The organism is Pseudomonas sichuanensis (genome assembly GCF_024749065.1).
In the GTDB taxonomy this organism is placed as follows: domain Bacteria; phylum Pseudomonadota; class Gammaproteobacteria; order Pseudomonadales; family Pseudomonadaceae; genus Aquipseudomonas; species Aquipseudomonas sichuanensis.
Window position 1 is genome coordinate 3,235,737 of the sequence record NZ_CP087185.1, and the last position, 13,647, is coordinate 3,249,383.

Below are 13,647 nucleotides of genomic sequence, written 5' to 3' on the forward strand. Positions count from 1 at the left end.
ACAACAAGACCCAAGAAACTTGAAACTTGAAACTTGAAACTTGAAACTTGAAACCGTTAAGCAATAACTGCAACAACCTCCAAACTCAACCCCCTACTTGCGCCGCTGCATCCAAGCCGCCCCCAACCCACTCAAACAAATCACCGAAATCCCAAGCAAACTCATACCATCCGGCACCTGCCCAAAAATCACCAACCCCAACAACCCCGCAAACACAATCTGGCAATAACTGAAGGGCGCCAACAGAGCCGGCGCCGCATACCTGAACGCCTGCGTCAGCAGCAGATGCGCCGTCATCCCACACCCCCCCAGCGCCAGCATCAACAACGCATGCGTCCACTCCGGCACCTGCCAGAAAAACGGCACCATCGCAGTCAGCACCAAGGTATTGCACAACCCCGCATAGAAGTTGCTGGTGGTCGGGCTGTCATGGGCCGCCAGCACCCGCGTCAGCAACTGGTAAGAACAGAACCCCAGCGCCGACCCCAGCGGAAACAGGATCGCCGGGGTAAACATCGCCCCGCCGGGATGCACCACCACCAGCACCCCGACAAACCCCATCACCACCGCCGCCCACTGCCCCGCCGTGACCCGCTCCTTGAGCAGCGGCACCGACAAAGCGGTGACCAGCACCGGGGCCAGGAAGTTGACCGACGTCGCCTCGGCCAACGGCAAATACTGCAAGCCGGCAGTGAACAACAGGCTGGTGCTGAGCAGGCTCAAGGCGCGCAGGGTTTGCAACAACGGGCGCCGGGTACGCAGCACCGCCATGCCGGCCTTGGGCAGGAAGATCCCGGCCATCAGCAAGGTGTGCACCAGGTATCGGGCCCACACCACCATGATGATCGGGTAGATGCCACCGAGGAATTTCGACAACGCGTCGTGGCCAGCGAACAGGAAGGTCGCCAACACCACCAGGATGATACCGCGCAGCGGCTGGTTGACTCCGGACAGCGGCGTACTGGAACTCATGGGGCTCTCGGGCGGTGGCCCCGGCCTTGCGCCCGGGCATCCGCGGATTCTAGAAGAGATCCACGGCGATGAACATTGCCTGGGCCGAGGCATCTGTACTGTCCGGTACATTTCGTTCGCTGATCGACCACTTTCCCCCTGCGCCCACTGCCAGCCATTTGCCGATGGCCGATCATGTCCATCCACCTTTCCATCCGTACAAGGAGTACCTCCATGCACAGGCTCACCACCCGCCACGGCCTCGACATGCCTGCCATCGGCCTGGGCACCTGGCCAATGACCGGCGCCGACTGCACCCGCGCCGTGCACCAGGCGCTGGAGCTGGGCTACCGGCATATCGACACTGCCACCGCCTACAACAACGAAGCCGCAGTCGGCCAGGCCCTGCGTGACAGCAGCGTGCCGCGCGAAGCCATTCACCTGACCACCAAGGTCTGGTGGGACCGCCTCGCCCCCCAGGCCATGCGCCAGTCCCTGGAAGACAGCCTACGCGCCCTGGGCACCGAACAGGTCGATCTGTTCCATATCCACTGGCCGGGCAAGGATTGGGACCTGGCGCGCAGCATCGAAACCCTGGTGGCCCTGCGCGATGAAGGCAAGGCGCGCTGCATCGGCGTGGCCAACTTCCCGCTCGGGCTGCTGCGCCAGGTGATCGAACAACTGGGCGCCCCGCTGTCGGCGATCCAGGTCGAGTACCACGTGCTGCTCGACCAGACGCCGCTGCTCGACTTCGCTCGCCAGCATGGCCTGGCCTTCACCGCCTACACCCCACTGGCACGCGGCCAGGCTGCCGAACAACCGGCCATACGCACCATCGCCGACAAACACGGCGCGCTGCCCAGCCAAGTGGCCTTGGCATGGTTGCTGGAGCAATCCGCCGTGGCAGTGATCCCGAAAGCCAGCAGCCGTGAAAACCAACTGGCCAACCTGGCAGCGCTGGACCTGCGCCTGGATGATGAGGACCGCGCACGGATCGCGGCGCTGGCGAAGGACCGGCGCCTGGTCAGCCCGGATTTCGCACCACAGTGGAACAGCTGAACATCCCCTTCAGATCGCCTGCACCGCCAGCAGCTCGGTGAGCACCTCGGCCAACGCCTTGACCATCACATCGGCCGTGGGCCGGTGCACGATCACGATCTCGTAGCTGTCCACCTCCGGCAGCCCCTGCTCCCCCCCCAGCACCCGGTGCTCGCGGGTCGCCGCCCGCGGAGGCAGCAGGCTGATACCCATGCCGTCTGCCACCGCCGCCTGGATGCCGCTGAGGCTGGAGCTGGTGAAACTGATGCGCCAGCGCCGGCCCATGCCCTCGATGGCGCTGATCATGTCGTCGCGGTACAGGCCCCTTGGCGGGAAGGTCACCAGCGGCACCGGGTCGAGTTCGAAGGCTGGCATTCGCGCGCTGTCGATCCATTGCAGGCGCTCGGGCCAGCAGGCCACCCCTTCACGGCTGTTGCGCCGCTGCTTGAGCAGCACCAGGTCGAGCTCGCCGTTGTCGTAGGCCTGGCTGAGGTCGCGGCACAGCCCGCTGGTGACTTCCAGCTTGACCTGCGGCTGGCGCCGGCTGAAGGCCGACAGCGCATTGGTGGTGCGCCCGCCAACGAAGTCCTCCGGCACGCCCAGGCGCACGGTCATGCCTACCATGGCCCCGGCCAAGGCTTCGAGCATCTGGTCGTTAAGCGCCAACATGTGCCGGGCGTAACCCAGCAGGGTCTGGCCGGCGTCGGTAGGCAGCACGTCGCGGTTACCGCGCACCAGCAGGCGGTGGCCGACCATCTCCTCGAGGCGGCGGACCTTCTGGCTGATGGTCGATTGGGTGGAATGCAGGCGTGCTGCCGCCGTGGTGAAACTGCCGCAATCGGCCACCACGACAATGGCGCGCAGCAGGTCGAGGTCGAACAGGGCTCTATTCGATTTAACGCTGATGGACATCTTGGTATTCGACTTCTGAATGACAAGGTTGACTTCTATCACGCCCCTCCACGCCCGGCAACCATGCGCAAAACCACTGCCTGGCATCCAGAAAATTCACTTCTGGCGCCGCGCGCAGTTACCTAGGATGAACGCTCGCCCTGCCAGGAACCCCAGACCATGCGCCTGCCGATTGCCACCCTGCTGCTGGCCCTGCTCACCAGCCTTGCTGCCCACGCCGAGAGCCTGTCCATGAATAACCGCCTGTTCGATGCCGCCCGCCTCGGCGACCTGCCCGCCATCCGCCAGGCGCTCGCCCAGGGCGCCACCCTCGACGCCCGTGACAAGCAAGGCCAGACCGCGCTGCTGGTGGCCACCCACGCCAACCAGGTCGCCGCTGCGCAGGTACTGATCGAAGCGGGTGCCGACGTCAACGCCAAGGACAACATCCACGACAGCCCTTACCTGTACGCCGGTGCCCGTGGGCTCGACGAGATACTGCGCCTTACCCTCGCCCATGGCGCCGACCTGAGCAGTACTAATCGCTATGGCGGTACCGCACTGATCCCGGCGGCCGAGCGTGGGCATGTGCAGACCGTGCAGTTGCTGATCGATGCCGGGGTCGATGTGAACCACCTCAACCGCCTGCACTGGACCGCGCTGCTGGAGGCGGTGATCCTCGGCGATGGCGGGCCGCGCCATGTGGAGATCGTGCGCCGGCTGCTGGCGGCCGGGGCCGACCCGGCGATTGCCGACAAGGACGGGGTGACGGCGCTGGAGCATGCGCGCCAGCGCGGGTATGGAGAAATGGAGGCGCTGCTGGCGCGTTGATTGGTTCGAGAGCCCAATCGCCCAATAAACTTACACGTTCACTGTAGGAGCGGCCTTGTGTCGCGAAAGGGCTGCAGAGCAGCCCCCGGCGATGTCTGCTTTCACGCTGAAATCCTGGGGCCGCTGCGCGACCCTTTCGCGACACAAGGCCGCTCCTACAAAGAACGTTGCGCCCACTGATCCGGCCCGTTACTCCACCACCTCGAACGGCAACCCCACATAGTTCTCGGCAATATTCACCAACCCCGCCTGCGAACTGAGGAAGTACTCGCGATCAGCCTCCTGCATCTTGCGGTCCCAGTCATCGTGATGCTCACCAAAATCATGCAGCAACTGGGTCATGAACCAGCTGAAGCGCTCGCCCTTCCACACCCGGCGCAAAGCCATGGGTGAATATTGGGCCAGCAGGTCGGTACGGCCTTCGCGGTACACCTTGAGCAGGATCCGGTACAGGTAGTTCACGTCCGAGGCCGCGAGATTGAGACCTTTGGCTCCCGTGGGCGGGACGATGTGCGCGGCATCACCGACCAGGAACAACCGACCATGCTGCATGGGCTCGACCACCAGGCTGCGCAGCGGCGCGATGCTCTTTTCCAGGGCCGGGCCGGTGACCAGCCGTTCGCCCACCTCCTCGGGCAGCCGAGCCTTGAGCTCACCCCAGAAACGCGCATCCGGCCAGTCCTCCACCCGCTCCTGCAGCGGCACCTGCAGGTAGTAGCGGCTGCGGGTCTGCGAACGCTGGCTGCACAGCACGAAACCGCGCTCGTGGTGGGCGTAGATCAGTTCGTGGTTCACCGGCGGCGTATCGGCCAGTAGCCCCAACCAGCCGAACGGGTAGACCCGCTCGTAGGCCTTGAGTACACCGTCGGGAATGCTTTGCCGGGCAACCCCGTGGAAGCCGTCGCAGCCGGCGATGTAATCGCAGTCAACGCGGTGCAACTGGCCATCCTTCTCGAACGTCAGGTATGGCTGGGCGCCGTCGATGTCATGGGGCTGTACCTTGCTGGCTGAATAGATGATCGGTGCCCCGCTCTGCTCACGGGCCTGCATCAAGTCGCGGGTGACCTCGGTCTGGCCGTAGACCATCACCGTCTTGCCACCGGTCAGCGCCTTGAGGTCCAGGCGCTGGCGGCGGCCACCGACCAGCAACTCGACGCCTTCGTGGACCAGCCCTTCGCGGTCCATGCGCTCGCCAACCCCGGCCTCGCGCAGCAGATCGACGGTGCCCTGTTCGAGCACCCCGGCGCGAATGCGCCCAAGTACGTAGTCGGGGGTCTGGCGCTCGACGATCAGCGTGTCGATGCCGGCCTTGTGCAGCAACTGGCCCAGCAGCAGGCCGGACGGACCTGCGCCGATGATTGCAACCTGAGTCTTCATTGTTGTTGTCTCTTTGTGCTGTTACGGTTCTCCTCTGCATTTTTACGAGCGATTCAGCCCGAAAAAGTGTGCTATCCACTGTAAAAACTGCACTTTTACAAAAAACGTTCGATTAACGGACAAGGCCATCCCCATGCCCAGCCCCCTCTCCGGCATTCCGCTGTTCCAGCTCTACGGCGAAAACCACGCCTGGCCCGACACCGACCTGCTGCACTGCGAGTCGATCCCGGCACGCAGCCGCCTGCACCACTGGGAGATCAAGGCGCACCGCCATGCCGAACTGTTCCAGCTGCTGTACGTGCAGCGCGGCGAGGCGCAGGTGGAGATCGAGGGCGCGCGCAGCGTGATCCGCCAGGCGGCGATCCAGGTGGTGCCGCCGCTGACCGTGCATGGCTTTCGTTTCAGTGCCGATATCCAGGGCCATGTGCTGACCTTCGGCACGGCGCTGGTGGCCGACCTCGAGCAACGCCTGGGCGCGCCATTGAGCGTACTGGCCGCGCCCGGCTGCTACCCGCTGGGCCAGGACCGCATGCGCCTGCACACGCTGATCGACACGTTGCAACAGGAATATCAGGGCAACGCCCCGGCACGGGCGGCGTTGCTGCAGGCACTGGTCACCGCGCTGATGGTGTGGATCAGCCGCCAGCAGCACGACCGCGCCCCGCGCACCCGCGGCGAGCGCGACCAACAATTGCTTGGCCGCTATCTGCGCCTGGTCGAAACCCACTACCGCGAGCACCTGGCCGTGGAAACCTATGCGGCACGCCTGGGCATCAGCAGCCTGCAGCTCAATCAGCTGTGCCGCGCCCTGGCCAGCCAGACCGCACTGCAGGTGGCGCACCAGCGCCTGCTGCTCGAAGCCCGGCGCAACCTGTCATACACACGCATGAGCATCGGCCAGCTGTCCGACAGCCTGGGGTTCAGCGACCCCACCTACTTCGCCCGTTTCTTCAAGCGCTTGAGCGGCCAGACGCCCAACGCCTACCGCCGCGCCACGCAAAGTGAATAATCATTGCAGCCACGCAAAGAGCCAACTGCGTCGTTAAATATTATTGACCAAAACCCCCGCCAAACCCTTGTCACCCAAGGCTCCGAGACCTTCAAGCCCCCGAAAAACGGCGCCTCAGCCCCCTGCCACTCGTTTGACATATCGAACGGCTCTGGCAAGCTATCAGTCAGGCCCCGACCGGCATCGCCCCTGAAGCGAGCCGGCAGTGCTCGGGGCTACAGGCTGCACCCATGGCCCCGGCCGTGCGCCTGCACAACAACGACAGGCAAGACCTGTCCCAAGGTGACATATGTCCAACAGCAACATTGGCAACAAGCAACCTTCCCTGCGCAAACCCGTCGTCCTGATGACCATGGGCAGCCAAGAGCGCAAAGGCCATGACTATCAGGTCATGACCCACAAATACATCACCCCGCTGGTCGAGTTCTCCGGTTGCGTCCCGGTGCTGGTCCCCACCTGCTGCGGCAGCGACGACCTCGAGACGTACCTGGACATGGCCGACGGCGTGTACCTGACCGGTGCCGGCAGCAATATCGACCCGGCCCTGTACGGCCAGGAGAACCAGACCCCCGGCAAGGGCCAGGACCAGAACCGCGACCTGTTCGACATCCCGCTGGTCAAGGCGGCGATCAAGCGTGGCCTGCCGATCTTCGGCATCTGCCGTGGCATGCAGGAAATCAACGTGGCCCTGGGCGGCGACATCTACCAGAAGGTCTACGCCGAGCCTGGCTTCAACGACCACCGGGAAAACCCGGAAGATCCGGTCGAAGTGCAATACGCCCAGGTGCATGGGGTGAAGATCAAGCCGGGTAGCTGGCTGCGCGACACCCTGGGCACCGACGAGATCCGCGTCAACTCGCTGCACGGCCAGGGCCTGCGCAAGCTGGGCGCCGGTATCGAGCCGATTGCCCATGCCGAAGACGGCCTGGTCGAGGCGATCCACGCGCCGAGCATTTCGCCCTTCCTGTTCGCGGTGCAGTGGCACCCGGAATGGCAGGCGGCGAAGAACCCTGACTCGATCAAGATGTTCCAGGCCTTCGGCGACGCTTGCCGCGCCCAGGTCCGCAAGTCACAGGTCAAGCGCCATCAGGCAGCCTGATCCAGCAAAGCTTCGTTAGCTTTGATCGCGGGGCGGCGCAAGGTCGCCCCCGTTTCCTACGGTCACCCTCTGCTGGTCCCAGAACACTTCCCGTGGAAGCGGGCGGCGGGCTTGTGCCTGTCTCCGCGATCTTTTTTTCCTTCTCCCCGCCTAGAGATACGATGACCGCCAAGTGGTTGTCGTAAGATCTTCTGCGCCTGTGAGATCGAGCGCCGCCCGCGCGGCGCATCGCTGGCAAGCCAGCTCCCACATCTGTTTCGGGCCAGTCACTCCTGTGGCTTCATCGCTGTCCGCCTTGTTGGTACGACGCGGTAGTGAGGTGGGCACTGCTGGCGCCTCGCCTGACTTGAGGCATGCACCAAGGCGGGCAGCGGTACCCTCACAGGCATAATTGGCCCGAAACAAATGTGGGAGCTGGCTTGCCAGCGATGCGCCGCGCCGGCGGCGCTCGATCTCCCCGCCAACAAACACCTGACGGCGAACACCCCAAATCAAAAAATCTACCCAAGGGGACTAGTCATCGTACAAGTTGTACGATAACTTACCTCTAACGCAGAACAACACCCTTCACCCCAAGCGCCACAGGATGCCTACAACAATGACTCCACAAGAACTGAAATCCATCCTCTCCCACGGCCTGCTGTCTTTCCCGGTCACCGACTTCGACGCCCAGGGCGACTTCAACCCTGCCGGCTACGTCAAGCGTCTGGAATGGCTGGCCCCCTATGGCGCCAGCGCGCTGTTCGCCGCCGGCGGCACCGGTGAGTTCTTCTCCCTGGCCGCCAGCGAGTACAGCCAGGTGATCAAGACCGCAGTCGACACCTGCGCCACCTCGGTACCGATCCTCGCCGGTGTCGGCGGCTCGACCCGCCAGGCCATCGAATACGCCAAGGAAGCCGAGCGCCTGGGCGCCAAGGGCCTGCTGCTGCTGCCGCACTACCTCACCGAAGCCAGCCAGGACGGCGTTGCCGCCCATGTCGAGGCGGTGTGCAAGGCCGTCAACATCGGTGTTGTGGTCTACAACCGCAACGTCTGCCGCCTGAATGCCGACCTGCTGGAAAAGCTCGCCGAGCGCTGCCCGAACCTGATCGGCTACAAAGATGGCCTGGGCGATATCGAGCTGATGGTGTCGATCCGTCGCCGCCTGGGTGATCGTTTCAGCTACCTGGGTGGCCTGCCCACCGCCGAGGTGTATGCTGCCGCGTATAAAGCCCTCGGTGTGCCGGTGTACTCCTCGGCGGTGTTCAACTTCGTGCCCAAGACCGCGATGGACTTCTACCACGCCATCGCCCGTGACGATCACGCCACCGTCGGCAAGCTGATCGACGACTTCTTCCTGCCGTACCTGGACATCCGCAACCGCAAGGCCGGCTACGCCGTGAGCATCGTCAAGGCCGGCGCGCGTATCGCCGGTTACGACGCAGGCCCGGTGCGCACGCCGCTGACCGACCTGACCGCGCAGGAATACGAGATGCTCGCCGCACTGATGGACAAGATGGGGCCACAAACACTGTAAGCCCCGATCGCCGGCAAGCCGGTTCCCACAGGAGCAGGCTTGCCGGCAATGGGCCGCAACGCGGTCCAGCGCCCTGCCCTGGCGCCAAAAGACAATCTGATAGCCCGCACAAAAATAACTAGTGGGAGTAAGCAGCATGCAAGCGACGAAAAAGACGCATGTGCGCTACCTGATTCTGTTGATGCTGTTCCTGGTGACCACCATCAACTACGCCGACCGCGCCACCATCGCCATTGCCGGCTCCAGCCTGCAGAAGGACCTTGGCATCGACGCAGTCACCCTCGGCTACATCTTCTCCGCCTTCGGCTGGGCCTACGTGGCCGGGCAAATCCCCGGCGGCTGGCTGCTCGACCGCTTCGGTTCGAAGAAGGTCTATGCCTTCAGCATCTTCACCTGGTCGCTGTTCACCCTGCTGCAGGGCTTCGTCGGTGGCCTGCCGGTGGCCTGGGCCGTGGTCACGCTGTTCACCCTGCGCTTTCTGGTCGGTTTCGCCGAAGCCCCGTCGTTCCCCGGCAACGCCCGGATCGTCGCGGCCTGGTTCCCCACCCAGGAGCGCGGCACCGCCTCGGCAATCTTCAACTCGGCGCAGTACTTTGCCACTGCCCTGTTCGCCCCGATCATGGGCTGGATCGTCTTCAGCTTCGGCTGGGAGCACGTGTTCGTGGTGATGGGTGTACTGGGCATCGTGTTCAGCGGGGTGTGGATGAAGACGATCTACAACCCGCGCCAGCACCCGCGCATCAGCCCCAGCGAGCTCGACCACATCGAGCAGAACGGCGGCCTGGTGGACATGGACCAGAAACGCGGCAACGACGGCCCGAAATGGGGCTACATCAAGCAGCTGCTGACCAGCCGCATGCTGCTGGGCGTTTACCTGGGCCAGTACTGCATCAACGCCATCACCTACTTCTTCCTCACCTGGTTCCCGGTGTACCTGGTGCAGGAACGCGGCATGACCATCCTCAAGGCCGGTTTCATCGCCTCGTTGCCGGCGATCTGCGGCTTCATCGGTGGTGTGCTCGGCGGTGTGCTGTCGGACTGGCTGCTACGCCGTGGCAACTCGCTGACCTTCTCGCGAAAGCTGCCGATCGTCTGCGGCCTGTTGCTGTCGACCACCATGGTGTTCTGCAACTACGTCGACGCCGAATGGATGGTAGTAGGCTTCATGACCCTGGCCTTCTTCGGCAAAGGCATCGGTGCGCTGGGCTGGGCCGTGGTGGCCGACACCTCGCCCAAGCAGATCGCAGGACTGTCGGGTGGTTTGTTCAACACCTTCGGCAACATCGCTTCGATCACCACACCGATCGTCATCGGCTACATCATCAGTGCCACCGGTTCGTTCAAGTGGGCGCTGGTGTACGTCGGCGCCAACGCCCTGGTGGCGGTGTTCAGCTACCTGGTGATCGTCGGCCCGATCAAGCGCATCGAGCTCAAGGACGACCCAAAGCAAGAACCCGCGCCAACCGCTGAACTGGCAGGTTCGCGCCACTGAGTGAAAGCCCCCGGCGCCCGTGCACGCGGCGCCGGCGGCCGTATGAACGCCTGAGAGAAATAACCAGAAGGGCCTGACCATGCAGTTGATCGAACATTCCGAGTCGCCCCGCTACGTCCGCCTGCACGATGACGACAACGTCGTGGTGGTGGTGAACGACGGCGGCCTGGGCGAAGGCGCCCGTTTCGCCGACGGCCTGACCTTGGTCGAAGGCGTGCCGCAGAGCCACAAGGTGGCCACCGTCGATATCCAACCCGGCGACCCTGTACGCCGCTATGGCCAGGTCATCGGCTATGCCCGCGAACGGCTGCAACAAGGCAGCTGGGTCAAGGAAGATCAGCTGGACATGCCGGCCGCGCCCGAGCTCGACAGCCTGCCGCGCTGCGACGCCGTGCCCGCCGCCCTGCCGCCGCTCGAAGGCTTCACCTTCGAAGGCTACCGCAACGCCGACGGCACCGTCGGCACCCGCAACATCCTCGGCATCACCACCACTGTGCAGTGCGTGACCGGCGTGCTCGATCACGCGGTCAAGCGCATCCGCGCCGAACTGCTGCCCAAGTACCCCAACGTCGATGACGTGGTCGCCCTCACCCACAGCTACGGCTGCGGCGTGGCGATCAACGCCCGCGACGCCTATATCCCGATCCGCACCGTGCGCAACCTGGCGCGCAACCCCAACCTGGGCGGCGAAGCGCTGGTGATCAGCCTGGGCTGCGAAAAACTCCAGGCCGGCCAGGTGATGCACGACGGCGACCCGTCGGTAGACCTCAGCGAGCCATGGCTGTACCGCCTGCAGGATGCCTCGCTGGGCTTCGTCGAGATGATCGAGCAGATCATGCAACTGGCCGAAACCTGTCTGAAAAAACTCGACCAGCGCCGCCGCCAGACCGTACCGGCCAGCGAGCTGATCCTCGGCATGCAGTGCGGCGGCAGCGATGCGTTTTCCGGCATCACCGCCAACCCGGCGCTGGGCTATGCCGCCGACCTCTTGGTGCGCGCCGGGGCCACGGTACTGTTCTCGGAAGTCACCGAAGTGCGTGACGCCATCTACATGCTCACCTCCCGCGCCGAAACGCCAGAGGTGGCCGAAGCGCTGGTGCGCGAGATGGACTGGTACGACCGCTACCTGCAGCAGGGCGCCGCCGACCGCAGCGCCAATACCACGCCAGGCAACAAGAAAGGCGGCTTGTCGAACATCGTCGAGAAGTCCCTCGGCTCGATCGTCAAGTCCGGCAGCGGCGCCATCCAGGGCGTGCTCGGCCCGGGCGAGCGGGTGACGCGCAAGGGCCTGATCTTCTGCGCCACCCCGGCCAGCGATTTCGTCTGCGGCACCCTGCAACTGGCCGCCGGCATGAACCTGCATGTGTTCACCACCGGGCGCGGCACGCCGTACGGCCTGGCCATGGCGCCGGTGGTCAAGGTGTGCACCCGCACCGAGCTGGCCCAGCGCTGGCCCGACCTGATCGACATCGACGCCGGGCGCATCGCCACCGGCCGCTCGACCATCGAGGAGCTGGGCTGGGAGCTGTTCCGCTATTACCTGGACGTGGCCAGCGGCCGCAAGCAGACCTGGGCCGAGCGGCACGGGCTGCACAACGACATCACCCTGTTCAACCCGGCACCCATTACCTGATGCCAAGGGCTGACTCGATTTCCCAGACTCTCGCGATCCCTGTGGGAGCGGGTTTACCCGCGAAACAGGCGGCACGGTGCATGGCACCGGCTTCGCCGGTGTTCGCGGGTGAACCCGCTCCCACAGAGGCCAAGCGAACCTGCCCAAATAGCATTCTTCCTTCAGCGACTACAGGAGCACCCCATGCCTGAGATCCTCGGCCACAACTTCATCGCAGGCCAGCGCAGCGCCGCCGGCACCCAGCGCCTGCAGAGCCTGGACGCCACCACCGGCGAAGCCCTGCCCTACAGCTTCGCCCAAGCCACTGAAGGCGAAGTCGACCAGGCCGCCCAAGCCGCCGCCGCCGCTTTCGCCGAGTTCCGCCAGTTGCCCCCGGCACGCCGCGCCGAGTTCCTCGACGCCATCGCCGCCGAACTTGACGAGCTGGACGACAGCTTCGTCGCCATCGTCTGCCGTGAAACCGCTCTGCCCGCTGCCCGCATCCAGGGCGAACGTGGCCGTACCAGCGGCCAGATGCGCCTGTTCGCCCAGGTGCTGCGCCGCGGCGACTACCTTGGCGCACGCATCGACCTGGCCCTGCCCGAGCGCCAGCCGCTGCCACGGGTGGACCTGCGCCAGATGCGCATCGGCGTCGGCCCGGTGGCAGTGTTCGGTGCCAGCAACTTCCCGCTGGCGTTCTCCACCGCGGGTGGCGACACCGCCGCCGCCCTGGCCGCCGGCTGCCCGGTGGTGTTCAAGGCCCACAGCGGCCACATGGCCACCGCCGACCTGGTCGGCTGCGCCATCGAGCGCGCCGCCACCCGCACTGGCATGCCCAAGGGCGTGTTCAACATGGTCTTCGGTGGCGGTGTCGGCGAGTGGCTGGTCAAGCACCCGGCGATCCAGGCCGTTGGCTTCACCGGCTCGCTCAAAGGCGGTGATGCCCTGTGCCGCATGGCCGCCGAGCGCCCGCAGCCAATCCCGGTGTTCGCCGAGATGTCCAGCATTAACCCGGTGATCATCCTGCCGGGCGCGCTGGCCAAGCGTGGCGAGGCCATCGCCCGTGAACTGGCTGGTTCCGTGTGCATGGGCGCGGGGCAGTTCTGCACCAACCCGGGCATGGTCATCGGCCTGCAATCGCCGCAGTTCAGCCAACTGCTTGCTGACCTCGGCCAGCACCTTGATGCCCAAGCCGGCCAGACCCTGCTCAACGCGGGCGGCCTGCGCAGCTACGTTGGCGGCCTGGAGCACCTGCACGCCCACGCCGGCATCCAGCACCTGGCCGGTCAGGCCCAGGAGGGCAACCAGGCCCGCGCCCAGCTGTTCAAGGCCGATGCCCGCCTGCTGGTGGAGTCCGACCCGTTGCTGCAGGAAGAAGTGTTCGGCCCGACCACCGTGGCCGTGGAAGTCACCGGCAACGAGCAACTGCGCGCCGCCCTGCTCGGCCTGCGTGGCCAGCTCACCGCCACGCTGATTGGCGAGCCGGAGGACTTCGAAGCCTTCGCCTGGCTGGTGCCGCTGCTGGAGGAGAAAGTCGGCCGCATCCTGGTCAACGGTTACCCGACCGGTGTCGAGGTGTGCGATGCGATGGTCCACGGCGGCCCCTACCCGGCCACCTCCGATGCCCGTGGCACCTCGGTCGGCACCCTGGCCATCGACCGCTTCCTGCGCCCGGTGTGCTACCAGAACTACCCGCAGACGCTGCTGCCGGCAGCACTGCGCGACGGCAACCCGCTGGGGCTGCGCCGCCTGGTCAATGGCCAGTGGAGCGACGCGGCGATCTGATCCGCTGGATGCAATACCTATGAGTCAAATGGGGCCGCTCTGCGGC

General features: G+C 65.1%; 11 protein-coding genes. 8 read left to right on the forward strand and 3 right to left on the reverse strand.

Annotation, left to right across the window (positions count from 1 at the left end; genetic code table 11):
- Positions 1 to 93: 93 nt before the first annotated feature.
- Positions 94 to 972: a DMT family transporter gene (locus LOY51_RS14595; RefSeq protein WP_258641744.1), complete on the reverse strand. Its 879-nt coding sequence runs from the start codon at positions 970 to 972 to the stop codon at positions 94 to 96.
- Positions 973 to 1,185: 213 nt separating this feature from the next.
- Between LOY51_RS14595 and LOY51_RS14600 the strand changes: the two genes are divergently transcribed.
- On the forward strand, positions 1,186 to 2,010 hold the full coding sequence (locus LOY51_RS14600) for an aldo/keto reductase (protein WP_125858843.1): 825 nt from the start codon (positions 1,186 to 1,188) through the stop codon (positions 2,008 to 2,010).
- 9 nt (positions 2,011 to 2,019) lie between these two features.
- Here the strand turns inward: LOY51_RS14600 and LOY51_RS14605 are convergent, their stop codons facing one another.
- The gene (locus LOY51_RS14605) at positions 2,020 to 2,901 is read right to left on the reverse strand and encodes a LysR substrate-binding domain-containing protein (RefSeq protein ID WP_125464283.1); all 882 of its coding nucleotides are present in this window, start codon (positions 2,899 to 2,901) and stop codon (positions 2,020 to 2,022) included.
- A gap of 159 nt (positions 2,902 to 3,060) precedes the next feature.
- Here LOY51_RS14605 and LOY51_RS14610 point away from each other — a divergent pair, with 159 nt between their 5' ends.
- The gene (locus tag LOY51_RS14610; RefSeq protein ID WP_258641746.1) at positions 3,061 to 3,711 is read left to right on the forward strand and encodes an ankyrin repeat domain-containing protein; all 651 of its coding nucleotides are present in this window, start codon (positions 3,061 to 3,063) and stop codon (positions 3,709 to 3,711) included.
- Positions 3,712 to 3,900: 189 nt separating this feature from the next.
- Here the strand turns inward: LOY51_RS14610 and pobA are convergent, their stop codons facing one another.
- The gene (gene pobA, locus LOY51_RS14615; RefSeq protein WP_125464285.1) at positions 3,901 to 5,088 is read right to left on the reverse strand and encodes a 4-hydroxybenzoate 3-monooxygenase; all 1,188 of its coding nucleotides are present in this window, start codon (positions 5,086 to 5,088) and stop codon (positions 3,901 to 3,903) included.
- 133 nt (positions 5,089 to 5,221) lie between these two features.
- Between pobA and LOY51_RS14620 the strand changes: the two genes are divergently transcribed.
- The 6 genes from LOY51_RS14620 (at position 5,222) to LOY51_RS14645 (ending at position 13,601) form a co-directional block, all read left to right on the forward strand.
- A complete protein-coding gene (locus LOY51_RS14620) occupies positions 5,222 to 6,097 on the forward strand; it encodes a helix-turn-helix domain-containing protein (RefSeq protein ID WP_258641747.1) in 876 nt (291 codons plus the stop codon).
- A 289-nt stretch (positions 6,098 to 6,386) separates the two neighbouring features.
- Positions 6,387 to 7,196, forward strand: a complete 810-nt coding sequence (locus tag LOY51_RS14625) for a gamma-glutamyl-gamma-aminobutyrate hydrolase family protein (RefSeq protein ID WP_110996215.1) — start codon at positions 6,387 to 6,389, stop codon at positions 7,194 to 7,196.
- A 598-nt stretch (positions 7,197 to 7,794) separates the two neighbouring features.
- On the forward strand, positions 7,795 to 8,712 hold the full coding sequence (kdgD, locus tag LOY51_RS14630; protein WP_125858845.1) for a 5-dehydro-4-deoxyglucarate dehydratase: 918 nt from the start codon (positions 7,795 to 7,797) through the stop codon (positions 8,710 to 8,712).
- A gap of 136 nt (positions 8,713 to 8,848) precedes the next feature.
- On the forward strand, positions 8,849 to 10,204 hold the full coding sequence (locus LOY51_RS14635; protein ID WP_125464290.1) for an MFS transporter: 1,356 nt from the start codon (positions 8,849 to 8,851) through the stop codon (positions 10,202 to 10,204).
- Positions 10,205 to 10,283: 79 nt separating this feature from the next.
- On the forward strand, positions 10,284 to 11,837 hold the full coding sequence (gene garD / locus LOY51_RS14640; RefSeq protein WP_258641749.1) for a galactarate dehydratase: 1,554 nt from the start codon (positions 10,284 to 10,286) through the stop codon (positions 11,835 to 11,837).
- 183 nt (positions 11,838 to 12,020) lie between these two features.
- Positions 12,021 to 13,601, forward strand: coding sequence for an aldehyde dehydrogenase (NADP(+)) (locus tag LOY51_RS14645; protein ID WP_258641750.1), 1,581 nt, complete (start codon positions 12,021 to 12,023; stop codon positions 13,599 to 13,601).
- The last annotated feature ends 46 nt before the right edge of the window (positions 13,602 to 13,647 follow it).